At 65.2% G+C, this 16201-nt stretch carries 19 protein-coding genes and 3 tRNA genes; 13 read left to right on the forward strand and 9 right to left on the reverse strand.

What is annotated here, in order from left to right; translation table 11 throughout:
- Positions 1-10 precede the first annotated feature (10 nt).
- From QQ25_RS07255 to QQ25_RS07265, 3 genes are all read right to left on the reverse strand, one after another.
- A complete protein-coding gene (locus QQ25_RS07255) occupies positions 11-862 on the reverse strand; it encodes a DUF8453 domain-containing protein (protein ID WP_039315274.1) in 852 nt (283 codons plus the stop codon).
- A 73-nt stretch (positions 863-935) separates the two neighbouring features.
- Positions 936-1925 carry a phospholipase effector Tle1 domain-containing protein gene (locus tag QQ25_RS07260; protein ID WP_039315277.1) on the reverse strand — a complete coding sequence of 330 codons (990 nt, stop codon included), beginning with the start codon at positions 1923-1925 and terminating at the stop codon, positions 936-938.
- A 236-nt stretch (positions 1926-2161) separates the two neighbouring features.
- Positions 2162-2890 (reverse strand): MBL fold metallo-hydrolase, encoded by a 729-nt coding sequence (locus tag QQ25_RS07265; RefSeq protein WP_039378089.1) that lies wholly within the window; start codon positions 2888-2890, stop codon positions 2162-2164.
- 134 nt (positions 2891-3024) lie between these two features.
- On the opposite strand from QQ25_RS07265, the gene QQ25_RS07270 reads away from it, so the two are divergent.
- The 13 genes from QQ25_RS07270 to rplA all read left to right on the forward strand — a co-directional run bounded on the left by QQ25_RS07270 (position 3025) and on the right by rplA (position 9565).
- A complete protein-coding gene (locus tag QQ25_RS07270; protein ID WP_039315283.1) occupies positions 3025-3474 on the forward strand; it encodes an RrF2 family transcriptional regulator in 450 nt (149 codons plus the stop codon).
- Entirely contained in the window at positions 3471-4706 is a 1236-nt protein-coding gene (locus QQ25_RS07275; RefSeq protein ID WP_039378090.1) for a globin domain-containing protein, read from the forward strand. Before QQ25_RS07270 ends, QQ25_RS07275 begins: the two co-directional genes overlap by 4 nt.
- Before the next feature lie 107 nt (positions 4707-4813).
- Positions 4814-4886, forward strand: a tRNA-Thr gene (locus QQ25_RS07280).
- Positions 4887-4925: 39 nt separating this feature from the next.
- A tRNA-Met gene (locus QQ25_RS07285) sits at positions 4926-4999 on the forward strand.
- 46 nt (positions 5000-5045) lie between these two features.
- The gene (rpmG, locus tag QQ25_RS07290) at positions 5046-5213 is read left to right on the forward strand and encodes a 50S ribosomal protein L33 (protein ID WP_003881823.1); all 168 of its coding nucleotides are present in this window, start codon (positions 5046-5048) and stop codon (positions 5211-5213) included.
- A 36-nt stretch (positions 5214-5249) separates the two neighbouring features.
- Positions 5250-5687, forward strand: coding sequence for a (3R)-hydroxyacyl-ACP dehydratase subunit HadA (gene hadA / locus QQ25_RS07295; RefSeq protein ID WP_407661793.1), 438 nt, complete (start codon positions 5250-5252; stop codon positions 5685-5687).
- On the forward strand, positions 5687-6115 hold the full coding sequence (hadB, locus tag QQ25_RS07300; RefSeq protein ID WP_039315310.1) for a (3R)-hydroxyacyl-ACP dehydratase subunit HadB: 429 nt from the start codon (positions 5687-5689) through the stop codon (positions 6113-6115). The genes hadA and hadB overlap by 1 nt, the downstream gene beginning before the upstream one ends.
- 13 nt (positions 6116-6128) lie before the next feature.
- Positions 6129-6638, forward strand: coding sequence for a (3R)-hydroxyacyl-ACP dehydratase subunit HadC (hadC, locus tag QQ25_RS07305; RefSeq protein ID WP_039315313.1), 510 nt, complete (start codon positions 6129-6131; stop codon positions 6636-6638).
- Positions 6639-6815: 177 nt separating this feature from the next.
- Positions 6816-6888, forward strand: a tRNA-Trp gene (locus QQ25_RS07310).
- An 83-nt stretch (positions 6889-6971) separates the two neighbouring features.
- Positions 6972-7418 (forward strand): preprotein translocase subunit SecE, encoded by a 447-nt coding sequence (gene secE / locus QQ25_RS07315; RefSeq protein WP_039315316.1) that lies wholly within the window; start codon positions 6972-6974, stop codon positions 7416-7418.
- 27 nt (positions 7419-7445) lie between these two features.
- On the forward strand, positions 7446-8276 hold the full coding sequence (gene nusG, locus QQ25_RS07320; protein WP_039378092.1) for a transcription termination/antitermination protein NusG: 831 nt from the start codon (positions 7446-7448) through the stop codon (positions 8274-8276).
- Positions 8277-8344: 68 nt separating this feature from the next.
- Positions 8345-8773: a 50S ribosomal protein L11 gene (gene rplK / locus QQ25_RS07325; RefSeq protein WP_003881829.1), complete on the forward strand. Its 429-nt coding sequence runs from the start codon at positions 8345-8347 to the stop codon at positions 8771-8773.
- Between the two features lie 84 nt (positions 8774-8857).
- Positions 8858-9565 carry a 50S ribosomal protein L1 gene (rplA, locus tag QQ25_RS07330; protein ID WP_039315326.1) on the forward strand — a complete coding sequence of 236 codons (708 nt, stop codon included), beginning with the start codon at positions 8858-8860 and terminating at the stop codon, positions 9563-9565.
- Positions 9566-9683: 118 nt separating this feature from the next.
- Here rplA and QQ25_RS07335 read toward each other — a convergent pair whose 3' ends face one another.
- The 6 genes from QQ25_RS07335 to QQ25_RS07360 form a co-directional block, all read right to left on the reverse strand.
- Positions 9684-10928, reverse strand: a complete 1245-nt coding sequence (locus tag QQ25_RS07335; protein ID WP_039378093.1) for an RNA polymerase sigma factor — start codon at positions 10926-10928, stop codon at positions 9684-9686.
- A 7-nt stretch (positions 10929-10935) separates the two neighbouring features.
- The gene (locus QQ25_RS07340) at positions 10936-11631 is read right to left on the reverse strand and encodes a YciI family protein (protein ID WP_039378094.1); all 696 of its coding nucleotides are present in this window, start codon (positions 11629-11631) and stop codon (positions 10936-10938) included.
- A gap of 96 nt (positions 11632-11727) precedes the next feature.
- Positions 11728-12588, reverse strand: a complete 861-nt coding sequence (locus QQ25_RS07345) for a cyclopropane mycolic acid synthase family methyltransferase (protein WP_039315335.1) — start codon at positions 12586-12588, stop codon at positions 11728-11730.
- A gap of 184 nt (positions 12589-12772) precedes the next feature.
- A complete protein-coding gene (locus QQ25_RS07350; protein WP_039378095.1) occupies positions 12773-13651 on the reverse strand; it encodes a cyclopropane mycolic acid synthase family methyltransferase in 879 nt (292 codons plus the stop codon).
- A gap of 173 nt (positions 13652-13824) precedes the next feature.
- The gene (locus QQ25_RS07355; protein ID WP_039378588.1) at positions 13825-14742 is read right to left on the reverse strand and encodes an alpha/beta fold hydrolase; all 918 of its coding nucleotides are present in this window, start codon (positions 14740-14742) and stop codon (positions 13825-13827) included.
- 9 nt (positions 14743-14751) lie between these two features.
- Positions 14752-16167, reverse strand: a complete 1416-nt coding sequence (locus tag QQ25_RS07360; protein WP_039315342.1) for an ABC1 kinase family protein — start codon at positions 16165-16167, stop codon at positions 14752-14754.
- Positions 16168-16201 lie beyond the last annotated feature (34 nt).

The following is a 16201-nucleotide window of genomic DNA, read 5'->3' on the forward strand; positions in this document are numbered from 1 at the left end:
GCGAGTGGCGTCAGGCCCGATGACGCCTGCCGGAGGTTGCCGCCGGCTTGATCAGATCGGTCTCGGGATCGTCATCGTCGTAATCGTCGTCGTCATCGTCATGACTGGCCTCGTAGCGGTCGCGCCAGCGGGCCCGCACCTCAGCGCCCAGGGCGTTGATGCGGTTGATCTCCGTGCGCAGCGTCTGCTCGTCGGTCTCCTTGGCCGCGTACTGGAAATAGGTCAGCACCCCGCGCAACAACTCCAGCTTCTGCTTCTCCCGGCGGGCCTGGTCATGGGTGGTCAGCAGCTCCATCCGGTCCACCGGCGGCAGCGTCGCCCAATCCAGCACCGCGGTGTTGCGCAACTTGCGGCCACTGGGTTTGCCGGGCGTGCCCGGCTCGTCGTAATAGGTGATCGCTCCGTCGAATCGCGACGCGATGGCCTCGCCGAGCTGCTTGCGGTCCAGCGCCGAATCCCACACGATGCGCCACTCCTGTGACGGCGCCAGATACGGAATCTCGGCGGGCAGGTTCAACGGCACGATGTCGACGAAGTTGTCGTCATAGGAGCTTTCGTACTTGCCGACCGTCGGCGGGTTCGCGAACTCGAACCGCAACCCGTACGCCGGCCGCTGCCCGTAGTTGCGGACCACCAGTTCGATCAGGTGCCAATCGGCGCTGCTGGGTTCCATGAACATCGACACATTGGGCTGGGTGAGCTCGGCCTGGCGTTCCTTGGCCTTCAGATACTGCCGCCACGCATAGATGAGCGCGATGACGACGACGACGATCGCCACCCATGCCGCGAGCGCAGTCCATGCACCCGGGTCGAAACTAGCCAACTCACGCCCCCGCTCCGTGACTGAATCGATGATCCCCACCAGGTGGGTATATCACGGACTTTCGACGGGGGCAGCAGTCCGGCTCAGCAAACTTCAGGCAAAACCTGCCATCTCACGACGCGACGGCGGTGAGGATGTCACGCTGCGCGGTGACGTTGACGGGCGTGTGCACCAGCCGCTCGCCTCGGGCCAGCCACTCGGTATCGGCCCATTCGATACGCGCGGGCAACCGCCGCCAATAGTGCGGATGCGAACGCAGATACAGCTCCACGCTGGAATGCACCTGGGCGCCCAGCGGCAGCCGGCACCGACCGATGGCGGGCGCCGTCCCGGACAGCGCGTCGAGATCGGTGGGGCAGGTGCTCTTGTCCACAACGTCGAGCCCTGCGGCAATGGCACCGTCCAGCATCCAGTCGAATGCGATATCGGCCAGTGGCCAGCACGCGCCGGTGCCGCCGGCGACATCGCGGCGGGTACCCCGGAACCAGACCTCGTCGAGGTGCTCGCAGTACCGCATCGTCCGGCGCCCGCCGTCCACCGCCACCGCATGGCGGCCCGATTCCACGGTCGGCAGCGGACCCATCCGCTGCTTGGTGCCCGGAGTGGCCGTCGCATTCCAGAGTCCGACGAACCGCACGGGTACGGCCGGGTCGCGATCGCCGACCAGTTGCGCCGCCAGCACCCGGATCTGCCGCCAATCCTGTGGAGTCCGGGGCGTGCGGGGCAGCACATAGGTGGCCAGCGCGTAGTCGAGTACGACGTCGGAGTGGGCCGGCAACAAGCCGACCGTGCCGAGCAGGGTGGCCAGCTCACCGGCGCGGTGTCCGCCCTCGCCGCCACCGAACACGAAGATGCGGTCCCCGGGATCCCAGGCCTCGCCGAGGAATCGATAGGCCTCGACGATGGCCGCCCGGGCCTCGCTCGCCGAGTCGCCGCGGCGGCCCGGCGCGATTCGCCGGCCATGTCGGATAGCGGCGCCGCTGTGATACCAGGTCAACTGATCGGTGCCGTCCAGCAACCGAAACAGCATCTCGGTATTCGATGCGTCACGGAATCCGGGATGTTCTTCTGTGTGGTCGAAGCACAGCACGATGTTCTTCACGGTGACCCCCGGCGGGACTGTCAACTACTGCCAACTGATGCTGACCATTACTTTGCCGGGTCGGGATGCTGATGTCCTGAGTATTGCACTACTCGAATCGCGCAAAAGGGCCCGTAGTTCCTATTGCAACGGTTTGGCCAACGAAATCCGTGGCAGATGGCTCATCCTGAAGCGGAATTGCTCTGCTTCGGCGGCGTCAATTCAGCGGATTCCGCATTTGTGCTGACTGAAACGATTCACCAACCGCCCATCAGCATGTGCCACTGCTCGAGGTTCGACGCCCGATACACGTAGTTGCTGCGCCTGACCTCATCGAGCGGCGCGCTCGGTTCCTCCGAGTACCAGTGCCCGGGGAAGACGGTCGGATCTCCGGGCAGCTGGGCCAGCGCCTGCAGGCTGCGGAACATGTCATCGACGTTGCCGCCGGGAAAGTCGGTGCGCCCGCAACCGTCGAGGAACAACGTGTCCCCGGCGACCAGCCGCCCGTCCAGCAGAAAGCACTGGCTCCCCGGCGTATGGCCGGGAGTGTGCAGCAGCTCGATGTCCACCGCACCGACCGAGACCTTGTCGCCGTGCACGTGCTCGGTCAGCTCGCTCTCCGCGATGCCGGTAACCTGGGAGACCCAGTTGGCCTCGTGGGTGTTGACGTGGACCGGCACGCTCTGGCGTTCCAGCAGCTCGGCGAGGCCCTTGAGGGAGAAGCCCGCCATGGTGCCGCCGACGTGGTCGGGATGGTGATGGGTGACCAGCACGCCCGACAGGTGCATGCCGTCGTTCTCGAGTGCGTCGACGAGATCGTTGGCCGCGTACGCCGGGTCGACCACCACGGCGTCGCCCGTCTCGCGGTCGCCGATCAGATAGGAGAAGTTGCGCATCTGCTGGGCGATCACATCGCCGGCCGCGTAGTCGCGACCGGACAACAACTGCCGGAAGTACAAGCGGTCTTGGGCCTTGGGCTCGGACATACGTCCAGACTATTGCGGCCCCGCGGCGTCGTCTGCGCGCATCCCCGCAGGTCCAAAAACCGCACGTCATGACGTGTTTGACCACACACCGGTAAAACTCGCATCAAAAATGCCGAATTACTACCGTCATCGGTATGCACCTCACCCGATTCACCGACCTGGGACTGCGCACGCTGATGCTGCTGTCCACCGGTGAATCCGAGGACCGGCGCATCACGACCCGCACCATCGCCTCGGGGGCCAACGCGTCCGAGCATCACGTCGCCAAGGCGGTGTCCAAGCTGTCCGAGCTCGGCATGGTGAACGCCCGCCGGGGCCGGGTCGGGGGACTGGTGCTCACCGAGGCGGGGCGCAACGCCTCGATCGGCTGGCTGGTGCGCGAACTCGAAGGCGACCGCGAGGTCATCGAATGCGGCGGGGACTCGCCGTGTCCCCTCATCGCGGCGTGCCGGCTGCGGCGTGTGCTGGCCGACGCGAAGGAGGCGTTCTATCGCGAACTCGACCGCTACACCGTCACAGACCTGACGGCAGACAACCGCCTGCCGATTGTTTTACAACTCACAACCGAAGGGAATCTCCGATGACCGTCACCAGCCCCGAGCCGTCAGCGGTACGCGACGAACTCGAGCCGCGCCACGCCGAAATCGTCTCGGCGACACTGCCTCTCATCGGCGCGCACATCGACGAGATCACCTCGGAGTTCTACCGGCGGCTGTTTGCCAACCACCCCGAGTTGCTGCGCAACCTGTTCAACCGCGGCAACCAGGCCCAGGGCGCCCAGCAGCGCGCGCTCGCCGCCTCGATCGCCACGTTCGCCACCCATCTGGTGAACCCCGACCTGCCGCACCCGTCGGCCCTGCTGGCCCGGATCGGCCACAAGCACGCCTCGCTGGGCATCACCGCCGAGCAGTACCCGATCGTGCACGACAACCTCTTCGCCGCGATCGTCGACGTGCTGGGCGCCGAGACGGTGACCGCCGAGGTGGCCGAGGCATGGGACCGGGTCTACTGGATCATGGCCGACACGCTGATCGCCCTGGAGCGGGATCTGTATGCGGCTGCCGGTGTCGAGCCCGGCGACGTTTTCCGGCGACTGCGCGTCATCTCCCGCGTCGACGACCCGTCCGGTACGGTCCTGGTCACCGTCCGCGCCGCCGAGCCCGTGAATTTCGCTGCCGGACAATATGTCTCGGTCGGTGTGACGCTGCCCGACGGCGCCCGCCAGCTACGCCAGTACAGCCTCGTCGGCGCACCCGGATCCACCGACCTGACGTTTGCGGTCAAACCCGTCGACGCCGTCACCGGCCAGCCAGCGGGTGAGGTGTCGTCCTGGATCCGGGCCAACCTCTGCGTCGGCGATCTGCTCGACGTGACGCTTCCGTTCGGCGATCTGTACAACGGAGGCCGGCCCGACGGCCCCCTGGTGCTGGTGTCGGCTGGGATCGGCATCACCCCGATGGTCGGCATCCTGGAATTCCTGGCCGCCGAGGCGCCCGACGCCCACGTACGCGTCCTGCATGCCGACCGCAGCGACAGCGGCCACCCGCTCCGGGAACGCCAGCACGAACTGATCGAGGCGCTGCCCAACGCGAGCCTCGACCTCTGGTACGAGGACGGCGTCACCGCCGGCGCCGCCGGCGTCCACGCCGGCCTGCTCAAGCTCGACGGCATCGAGCTGCCCGCCGACGCGTCGTACTACCTGTGCGGCGGCGCCGGATTCGTCGAGGCGGTCCGCACCCAACTGAGCGCGCACGGCGTCGCCGGCGAGCGGGTGCACTGCGAGCTGTTCGCACCCAACGATTGGCTCCTGGACTAGCCGACCAGGCGAAACAGTGCCCCGGCGGCCGCATTGACCAGCGGTTTGGTGCGGCTGCCGGGGAAGCTGTACCCTCTTTAAGGCTGCGCGGCTACGGACGCGCACAAGCCCCCTTAGCTCAGTCGGCAGAGCGTTTCCATGGTAAGGAAAAGGTCAACGGTTCGATTCCGTTAGGGGGCTCGGTGGACGAGCAGGCCGTGCGCCGACTCGCATCATCGGGGCGGTGTAGCTCAGCTGGTTAGAGCGCACGACTCATAATCGTGAGGTCGGGGGATCGAGTCCCCCCACCGCTACAGGAACATCAAAAGCAGAGCGTGATTTTGAGCAGGGAGAACTGACGTGGCGTCGAGTACCGACGTACGGCCGAAGATCACTTTGGCGTGCGAGGTGTGCAAGCACCGCAACTACATCACCAAGAAGAACCGCCGCAACGATCCCGACCGGCTCGAGATCAAGAAGTTCTGCCCGAACTGTGGCACTCACCAGCCGCACAAAGAGTCGCGGTAGCCATTCGCTGTGGGGCTTTCGACGAACATCGTCGGGATGCACTACCGGCATCCTGAGCACTACGAGGTCGGACGCGAGAAGATCCGCGAACATGCGATCGCGGTCAAGAACGACGACGCGTTCTACCACGATGAGGCAGCCGCAGCTGAGCTGGGTCACGACTCACTGCCAGCGCCGCTGACCTTTATCAGCATTTTCGGTTACCAGGCGCAGTGGGCCTTCTTCGAGTGGGCGAACATCGGCATCCAGGACGCGCAGATCGTCCAGGTCGACCAGGAACTCAAGTTCCTCAAGCCGATCAAGGCCGGCGACAAGCTTTACTGCGACGTCTACGTGCATTCTGTTCGTAAGGCACACGGAACCGACATCATCGTGACCAAGAACATCATCACCGACGACAAGGGTGATGTGGTCCAGGAGAGCTACACGACCCTGGCCGGGCGTGCGGGCGACGGAGAAGAGGGTTTTAACTGATGGCGCTGCGCGAATTCAGTTCGGTCAAGGTCGGTGACACGCTCCCCGAGCGTGTGATTCCGCTGACCCGCGGAGATCTGGTCAACTACGCCGGCGTGTCCGGCGACCTCAACCCGATCCACTGGGATGACGAGATCGCCAAGCAGGTCGGTCTCGACACCGCAATCGCCCACGGCATGCTGACCATGGGCCTCGGCGGCGGCTACGTCACCGGCTGGGTCGGCGACCCGGCAGCTGTCACCGAATACAACGTCCGCTTCACCGCGGTGGTGCCGGTCCCCAACGACGGTGTTGGCGCCGAAATCGTCTTCAACGGACGCGTCAAGTCCGTCGACCCCGAGCAGAAACTGGTCACCGTCGCCATCTCGGCGACCGCGGGCGGAAAGAAGATCTTCGGGCGCGCCACTGCGACCGCAAAACTCGCGTAAGGAGATCTGGGCCATGGCACTCAAGGCTGACATCCGCGGAATGGTCTGGAAGTATCCGCATCCCTTCCTGATCGGCCGCGAGCAGATCCGCCAGTACGCCAAGGCCGTCAAGGCCATGGATCCGGCGAGCCACGACGAGGCTGCCGCCGCGGAACTCGGTCATGACACCCTGGTCGCGCCGCTCACCTTCGCCTCCACGCTGGCGCTGCTCGTCCAAGAGCACTTCTTCCAGAACGTCGACGTCGGCATGGAAACCAAGCAGATCGTCCAGGTCGACCAGAAGTTCCTCTACCGCAAGCCGCTCAAGGCCGGCGATCAGCTGCACGCCGTCATGGAGGTCACCTCGGTCGAGGAGCGCTTCGGCGCCGACATCGTTGTCACGCACAACGTCTGCACCGACGACGACGGCGAGGTGGTCCTCGAAGCCATCACCACCATGATGGGCCACGACGCAGACGATTCCATCCAGGTGAAGTGGGATCCGGAAACCGGCAAGGTCGTGCGGAGGGCCGCCGGAGAGTAGTGGTCCTCGGTGGGCGCGATTAGTTTCTGGCGCCCCCGCCGGGTACACTCGGAACCCGGGGTTTTTCCCATTTCAGCGCGCTATCCGTCGGCTTGACCATCGAGCGATCGGAGAGCGCGCGAATTGTGTAAGCCTCGGCGCAGTACGGTGACGAGAGCGCCAGCACGTCACCAACAGAGGGGCGTAGCTCAACTGGCAGAGCAGCGGTCTCCAAAACCGCAGGTTGCAGGTTCAAGTCCTGTCGCCCCTGCTCAAACTGAATACTCGACAACGTGTGGACACTGGAAGGTGACCGCAACAAAACAAGTCCGCTAGATATGAACGGAGCATGCGGTGAGCGACGAGCGCGAAGGTGCCGGCTCCGCAGACGACACTGGGACCGACGCAGGCACCGACACCGGTCAGACCGCGGTGGTGACCCGTCCGCTGCGCCCGACCGGCAAGCGGACCCGTCGTGGAGCGGCTGCCGAGGCCGACAGTGACGAAGCCGCTGAGGGTGACGCGTCGAGCGACGACGCCGAGGCCGACTCCGGTAAGTCGAAAAAGGCCAAGAAGAACGCGAAGGCCACGAAGACCGGACCTTCGCGCAACCCGATCATGTTCGTCGTCAACTATCTGCGGCAGGTCGTTGCCGAGCTCCGCAAGGTGATCTGGCCGAACCGCAAGCAGATGGTCAGCTACACCTCGGTGGTGCTGGTCTTCCTGGTGTTCATGGTCGCGCTGATCTCCGGCGCCGACCTTGGACTGGCGAAGCTGGTGTCGCTGGTGTTCGGCACGTGATCTGGAATTTGAGAGAGGACTGACAACGTGACCACGTTCGACGGCGACGAGAGCGTTGCCGACGAGACCGTTGAGGACCAACGAGCCGTCGACGCAGTTGAGTCGCAGACCGACGATCCGGCTGACGGCCAGGAGGCCGCCGAGACCGAGGCCGCTGAAGCCGAAACCGCCGAAGGCCAAGAGGCCGCCGAAGAGGCGCCTGCTGCCGAAGACGCTGCTGCCGATGAAGAGGAAGACCCGGCGGTCGCCCTCAAGAAGGAGCTGCGGCTCAAGCCCGGCGACTGGTACGTCATCCACTCCTACGCCGGCTACGAGAACAAGGTGAAAGCCAACCTCGAGACCCGCGTGCAGAACCTGGACGTCGGCGACTACATCTTCCAGGTCGAGGTGCCCACCGAAGAGGTCACCGAGATCAAGAACGGCCAGCGCAAGCAGGTCAACCGCAAGGTGCTGCCGGGCTACATCCTGGTGCGCATGGAGCTCAACGACGAGTCGTGGGGCGCGGTGCGCAACACCCCGGGTGTCACCGGTTTCGTCGGCGCCACCTCGCGTCCGTCGCCGCTGTCGCTGAACGACGTGGTGAAGTTCCTGCTGCCGCAGGGCGCCGCCAAGAAGCCCGCCAAGACCAGTGCCGCCGCTGCGGCCGGTGCCAGCTCCGAGGCCACTCTGGAACGGCCCGAGATCCTCGTCGATTTTGAGGTCGGCGAGTCGGTCACCGTCATGGACGGCCCCTTCGCGACGCTGCCCGCCTCCATCAGCGAGGTCAACGCCGAGCAGCAGAAGCTCAAGGTGCTGGTCTCCATCTTCGGCCGCGAGACACCGGTCGAACTGACCTTCAACCAGGTCTCCAAGATTTAGTCGCCACAGCGGCTAGAAACAACGGGCGTTCGCGCCCTTGGATGAGCAAGTAAAGGAACACCAGAAGCATGGCCCCGAAGAAAAAGGTCGCCGGGCTCATCAAGCTGCAGATCCAGGCCGGGCAGGCCAACCCCGCCCCGCCGGTCGGTCCTGCGCTTGGCCAGCACGGCGTCAACATCATGGAGTTCTGCAAGGCGTACAACGCCGCGACCGAGTCGCAGCGCGGAAACGTCATCCCCGTGGAGATCACCGTCTACGAGGACCGCAGCTTCACATTCGCACTGAAGACCCCGCCCGCCGCCAAGCTGCTGCTCAAGGCAGCCGGTGTGCAGAAGGGTTCGGGCGAGCCGCACAAGACCAAGGTCGCCAAGGTGACCTGGGACCAGGTGCGAGAAATCGCCGAGACCAAGAAGGCCGATCTCAACGCGAACGACATCGACGCCGCGTCGAAGATCATCGCCGGTACCGCCCGCTCGATGGGTATCACGGTCGAATAGGTCGCGCGCAGCGATCGAGTCACCACCTGTGGCAGGGCTGGCATCGGCCCGCACCACGACTCCAAGAACACGATTGGATTTTCAATGAGCAAGAACAGCAAGGCATACCGCGAAGCCGCGGAGAAGATCGACCGGGACAAGCTCTACACGCCCCTTGAGGCGGCGAAGCTGGCCAAGGAAACCTCCTCCAAGAAGCAGGACGCCACTGTCGAGGTCGCCATCCGCCTCGGCGTTGACCCCCGCAAGGCTGACCAGATGGTGCGCGGCACCGTCAACCTGCCGCACGGCACCGGCAAGACCGCCCGCGTCGCGGTGTTCGCCGTCGGTGAGAAGGCAGAGCAGGCGCTGGCCGCCGGCGCCGACGTCGTCGGCAGCGACGACCTGATCGAGAAGATCCAGGGCGGTTTCCTGGACTTCGACGCCGCGATCGCCACCCCGGACCAGATGGCCAAGGTCGGTCGGATCGCCCGCGTGCTGGGCCCGCGCGGTCTGATGCCGAACCCCAAGACCGGCACCGTCACCCCCGATGTCACCAAGGCTGTGGCCGACATCAAGGGCGGCAAGATCAACTTCCGCGTCGACAAGCAGGCCAACCTGCACTTCGTGATCGGCAAGGCGTCCTTCGACGAGTCCAAGCTGGCCGAGAACTACGGCGCCGCCCTCGATGAGGTGCTGCGTGCCAAGCCGTCGTCCTCGAAGGGGCGCTACCTCAAGAAGGTCACCGTGTCGACCACCACGGGCCCGGGTATCCCGGTTGACCCGTCGGTCACCCGGAACTTCACGGAGGCGTAGCGCAGCGGAGCCGACCATCGGCACGGAGGCGTAGCGCAGCGGAGCCGACCATCGGCACCGAGGCGTAGTCCGTTTCGTCCAGTGGCCAGTTACGGCACAAGATTCCCTGAATCGCGTGTCATAACTGGCCATTCGGCGTTTCTGGGGTGAGCTCGGCGAGGCGACGCCGCAGAAATGCCGCGGCCGGTGCGGACCCGCTGTCACCCTCGAGTGCGACGCGGTACCAGCGCACGGCCTCATCGCGTCGGCCGGCGCGGCGCAGCAGATCGGCCCGGATCGGCGCCACCGTGTTCGTCCGGGCCAGCCGCGGATCGTCGGCCACCTCGTCGAGCGCGGCCAGCCCGGCCGCGAAGCCATCGCGAAAGCCAACGGCGAGTGCACGATTGGCCCGTACCACGGGAGAGTCCGTCATCGCGGCCAGCCGGTCGTAAGCCAGGCAGATGGTGGCCCAGTCGGTGTGCTGCCAGGTAGGCGCCGTCACATGCAGTGCCGCGATGACGGCTTGAGGTAGATACGAGCCGGGTGCGCCTTCGGCGAGGCGCAACTGTTCCAGGCCACGTGCGATGCGCCCGCGGTCCCAGTGACTACGGTCCTGCTCGTCCAGGGGGATCAGCGCGCCACCCTCGTCCACCCGGGTGCGGCGGCGCGAATCATGCAGCAGCACAAGCGCGGACAGAGCGTGCGCGTCACGGTTACCGGGCATCAACGAGCAGAGTTCGCCCGCGAGCCGGACTCCCTCGTCACACAGCTCGTCGCGGATCGCCGACGGCCCGCCGGTGGACCAGTAGCCCTCGGTGAACACCGAATAGATGCAGGCGAGCACGTGTGGGGTTCGCTCTTCCAGAAGCTCGGGCGGCGGCACCCGTAACGGGATGTTGGCGTTACGAATCTTGTTCTTGGCCCTGGTGATTCGCTGTGCGACCGCAGCCTCGGACTGGAGTAGGGCGCGGGCGATCTCGGCGACGGTGAGGCCCGAGATCAGCCGCAGCGTCAGCGCCAGCTGCGAGCCGCGGTCCAGCGCGGGATGAGCGCAGGTGAACATCATCCGCAGCTCGTCATCGCGTACCGGGTGCAGCTCGTGCGCTTTGTCGCTGCGCGCGCTCACCTCGTCGTACACGGCCGCGAGTTCCTTTCCGGGCCGGGCGGATTCGCGACGCAGGCGGTCCAGGGCCCGATTGCGTGCCACGGTGATCAGCCACGCACCGGGGTTGGCGGGCACACCTTCGGCCGGCCATGTCCGCAGCGCCTGCGCGCAGGCCTCCTGGACGGCGTCCTCGGCCACCGTGAGATCTCCCGACCATCGCGCCAGTGCCGCAACGGCCGGGCCCCACTCACGTCGAAAGACGCCGTCCAGCAGGCTCACCGAGCGACTACAGGCCCGAGACGCCCGACAATTGGCGCACCTCGATGGCCGAGGCCGGGATCATCGACGCCAGCTTGACCGCCTCATCGCGATCCGAGGCCTGCAGCACGTAGAAGCCGTTGGCCACCTCGGCGCCCTCGGCGTACGGGCCGTCGGTGAGCGTCACCTTGCCGTCGCGCACCCGCACGGTGGTCGCGGTGGACGGCGGATGCAGCGGCGCACCGGCAAGGGTCTGGTCGCCGATGGTCTTGGCGAGTTCGACATGCCGGCCGGCCTGCCGATTCCATTCGTCGGTTCCCGGCGTGTTGACCGCCTCCGGCGGCTCCAGCAGCAGCGCCAGCCAATCGGTGCCCAGCGGCCGCTCAGGCGCCTGCCAATGGACCATGGGCCACACCTCGACCGCGCCGAACTGGGCGACCGGGATGCCCTGGGCAAGGGCCAGCGCCTCGTCCAGGTTGTCGGCCTCGAACACGTAGTAGCCGCAGGCCACCTCGGCGCCCTCGGCGTAGGGTCCGTCGGTGATCACGGGATTCTCCGGGCCGCCGGTTATGCGAGTGGCGGCTGCGGCCCTGTCCAGTGCGTCACCGGCGCGTATCGCTCCCGCCGCTTGGGCATGAAACGCCTGGAAGGCTGCCATGCCCTCGGCCCGCTGCTCAGGTGCGAGTTCCACGTCCTGGCTGATCAGTAGTGCGAAGTAATGCATCGTCGCCTCCCGGTGTGTCAGCGAGTGAGAACCGTCTGTTCCACTCTCTACCTGTCCGACGAACGACGGTGCCGGGATCCGACAGACCGCGCGAGATTACTTCTGCAACGTGAACTGGTGCACGCTGATGTGGCCCGAGGCGAAGTACTTCTGGCACCCGTTGAGGTACTTGTCATAACGGTCGTAAACCTCTTGGCCCTGGAGCGCGATGGCCTCGTCCTTGTGCGCCTCGAGGGCTTCGGCCCAGATCTTGAGCGTCCGGACGTAGTGCGGGCCGATCTCCTGCAGTTGCGTGACCTTGAATCCGGCTTCGGTGGCCTTTTCCTGTTCCATCTCCACCGAGGGCAGCCGGCCACCGGGGAAGATCTCGGTCATGATGAACCGGGCGAACCGGGCGTCTTCGAAGGTCATGTGCAGGCCGAGCTTCTGGCCTTGCCGAAGGTCGAACCCGGTGATGTTGTGCAGCAGCATGGTGCCGTCGTCGGGCAGCGCGTTGTAGGCCGTCTCGAAAAAGGCCGGATAGCGCTCGAATCCGAAATGCTCGAAGGCGCCGATCGACACGATGCGGTCGACCTTGTCGTTGAATTCTTCCCAGCCCTGCAACCGAACCTCGACATTGCGTTGGGTGGGTATCTTGGAGAGCTTTTCGATGGCGTATTCGCGCTGTTCGCCGCTCAATGTCAGGCCGATGACATTGACGTCGTACTTCTCGATGGCCCGCGCCATGCACGCGCCCCAGCCGCATCCGATGTCCAGCAGCGTCATGCCCGGTTCGAGGCCCAATTTGCCCAGTGCCAGATCGAACTTGGCGATCTGGGCCTCGTCGCCGGTCATGTCTGCGCGCTCGAAGTAGCCGCAGGTGTAGCCCATTGTCGGGCCGAGAAACAGTTCGTAGAACTCATTTGAAATGTCGTAGATCGACTGCAGTTCTTCGTATTTCGGTGTCAATTTGGACATAACCGACATGCTCCAGGCTGTAGTGTTCTCTTCGCGAATCTCAGAGTACCGCAGGGTCCTGCCGTGGTCGTGTTACCGCTCGCGTCAACGTATTTGGTGGGCAAACAAGATCAATTCGTCGGATGGCCATTTGTCGGCCGTTGCCTGCGAAAATGCATCGGCAGTGGATCATTGGCGAAGGAAATCACCCGGCGACATGCAGGGTGAACTGGTTGACGTCGGTGTAGCCGACCCGGAAGAGGTTCGCGCAGCCGGTCAGGTACCGCATGTAGCGGTCGTAGACCTCCTGCGACTGGACCCGCACGGCGTCATCGTGGTTGGCCTCCAGGTTGGCCGCCCACTGATCGAGGGTGCGTGCGTAGTGCGGCTGCAACGATTGTCGCCGCGTCAGGGTGAACGCGGCGCGCTGCGCATGCTCCTCGACCATCTCGACCGTGGGCAGGCGTCCGCCGGGGAAGATCTCGGTGAGGATGAACTTGATGAACTTGGCCAGCTCGAACGTGAGCGGGATACCCCGTTCGTGCGCGTACCTGGGGTGAATCCCGGTGATGGTGTGCAGCAGCATCACGCCGTCGTCCGGTAGGACGCGATGGGCGAATCGGAAGAAGTCGTCGTAGCGGTCGGGACCGAAATGTTCGAACGCCCCGATGGACACGATCCGGTCCACCGGCTCGTCGAACTCCTCCCAGCCGGCCAGCAGCACCCGCTTGGAGCGTGGGCTGTCGGATGCGTCGAACAACCCTTGCACGTATGCGGCCTGGTTGCGGCTGAGCGTGAGGCCGACGACGTGGACGTCGTAATGCTCGATTGCGCGCATAACCGTTGCGCCCCAACCGCATCCGACATCGAGGAGCGTCATTCCGGGTTGGAGGCCGAGCTTGCCCAGCGCCAGGTCGATCTTCGCCATCTGGGCTTCCTGCAGCGACATGTCGTCGCGCTCGAAGTACGCGCAACTGTAGGTCCGGCTCGGATCAAGGAAGACCGCGAAGAAGTCGTCGGACAAGTCGTAATGGGCTTGTACGTCGTCGAAATGAGGTTTGAGTTTTCCGGAAGTCTTGGCCACGTGGGGCACCTCTTTGGCAGAGACTGACCCGGGTAGAGCTGGGCTATGCCGCGTCTTGACCTAGCCGCCCCCCCAGACTGCTGTCACAGACTGTAGAGGCTATTCGGCCAGCTACCGAGCATTCAGGTGACGGCAAACGCTCGTCCGCACAATTAACGTTGCGTATGCAGAAACTAGCGTGCCGTGGCGAAGTTCGTCTTGAGCTCGCCGACGATCTCGTCCCAGACGGGTTCCGGTAGCTCGTGGCCCATGCCGTCGATGAGCACCAGGCGGGCGCCGTCGATCGCCCGGGCCACCGCGCGCCCCCCGGAGGGGCGCATCGGGCGATCGGAGCGGCCGTGGATCACCACGGTGGGGGCACTGATCCGCTTGTCGTGGTGGCGCAGGCTGCCGCTGCCGAGAATGGCATCGAAGTGCCGGGCGATCCCGGCCGGGTAATAGGCACGGTCGTACAGTTCGGCGGCCTGTGCCCTGATCTGCTCCTCGGGCGTGGGATACCCGGGGCTGCCGTTGATCCTGCTGATCCGAACCGCGTTGTCGATGATGGCTTCTCGCGACGAATTGGCGGGCGGGCCGGTGATCACCGACAGCAGCTGCTTGATACCGGGCGGCGGTAGCAGCGGCTGGTTGTTGCTGGAGAAGATCACTGCCAGCGATCTGGTGTGCTGCCCGTACCGGGACGCGAACACCTGCGCGACCATCCCACCCATCGAGCCGCCGACGATGTGCGCGGTGTCGATGTCCAGGTGATCGAGCAGGGCCGCAGCGTCGTCGGCGATGTCTTCCAGCGTGTAGACCGACGGGCTGCGCAAGCCAAGGAACGATCGAGCCATCCGCAGCGTCAGAGGCGAGTCCACCCGCTTACCGGACAGCTTGGTCGACAGGCCGACGTCCCGGTTGTCGTAGCGGATGACGCGCAGGCCCTGATTCACCAGCTTTTCGCAGAACCCGATGGGCCACAACAGCATCTGTGCGCCCAGGCCCATGATCAGGAGCACGGCCGGATCGTTCGGGTCGCCCATGTCTTCGTAATAGATGTCGACGTCGCCGGGCTGGGCGGACGACTTGGCGAACCCGCTGCGGACCTTCATGCCGGCCACTCAGGACTCGATTCCGTCAGAATCGGACTCGGCCGCTCCCGCTGGATTCTCCTCGCGCAAGCGCTCGTCGGTCTCTTTGTGCTCACGGCTGATGTCCACCATGAAGTTGGCGAAGTACCCGGTGAGCTGGGGATCGTTCATCATCTGCCACGTGGGTGCCAGCAACTTCATGTAGCGCTCGACGTAGAGGAACTGCTTGCCGATCAGCACCAGTTCGCGGGGCAACTTGACGTCATAGGCATCGGCCAGGGCTGAGAGCTGCTTGCCGATTTCGGCGTAGGACATATCGCCGAGCGACTTCATGGTGAGGGGGGTGGCAAACTTCTCCAGGTCCTTGGCTGCCTGCGCTTCGGGTTTCACCGTGCCCACGGCTCCCATCAGCACGACGATCTTGCCTGCCGCCGCATGGTCCTTCTTGACCAGCAGGGCGTACACCAGCTCGCGCAACAACCACCGGGTGCGCGGGTCGATGCGACCCATGATGCCGAAGTCGAAGAAGACGATCTTGCCGTCGTCATCGACGTAGAGGTTGCCCGCGTGCAGATCGCCGTGGAACAGGCCGTGCCGGAGGCCGCCCTCGAACACGCTGAACAGCAGGGCCTTGACCAGTTCGGTGCCGTCGAAGCCCTTCTTGCGGATCGCGGCCACGTCGTCGATCCGCACCCCGGTGACCCGCTCCATCGTCAGCACCCGCGGGCTGGTCAGGTCCCAGTACACCTGTGGCACCCGGATGTTCTCGCCAAGCGGCGAGGAGTGCATGTGCGACACCCAGGCGTCCATCGACTGGGCTTCCAGTCGGAAGTCGAGCTCCTCGGCGAGATTGTCGGCGAAGTCGGCGACCACGTCCTGGGCCGACAGCCGCCGGCCCAGCTTGGCTAGCTCGACCAGCTGCGCGCCGCGCTTGAGGATCTGCAGGTCCGCGGCGACACGGCGGCGGATGCCCGGGCGCTGGATCTTGACCACCACCTCCTCGCCGCTGTGCAGGGTGGCGTAGTGCACCTGGGCGATCGAGGCCGAGGCGAACGGCTTGTCGTCGAAGCTCTTGAACAAGTTGGTGGGCTCATCGCCGAGCTCTTCTTTGAAAAGCTGGTGCACGGCTTCGGCATTCGCCGGTGGCACCCGGTCGAGCAGGCTGCGGAACTCGCGGCTCAGCGGCTCGCCGAAGGCCCCCGGGCTCGACGCGATGATCTGCCCGAATTTGACGTAGGTGGGACCCAGGTCGGAGAACGTCTGAGGCACCTGCTTGATGATCTTCTGCTGCAGGGATCCGCGGCCGAACATGTTGGCGGCGACACGGACCCCGGTGCGGGTGATCTGCCATCCCGTGGCGCCGATACGGGCGGCTTCCACGGGCAAGGGCACCCGGCTCAACCTGGCGACCTCACGGTGCTTGGTTTTCGGCGGCGTAGTGCTCATAGCTGCAGTGTCTCAAAGGCCACGGTCCGGCCAA

The organism is Mycolicibacterium setense (genome assembly GCF_000805385.1).
Lineage (GTDB): Bacteria > Actinomycetota > Actinomycetes > Mycobacteriales > Mycobacteriaceae > Mycobacterium > Mycobacterium setense.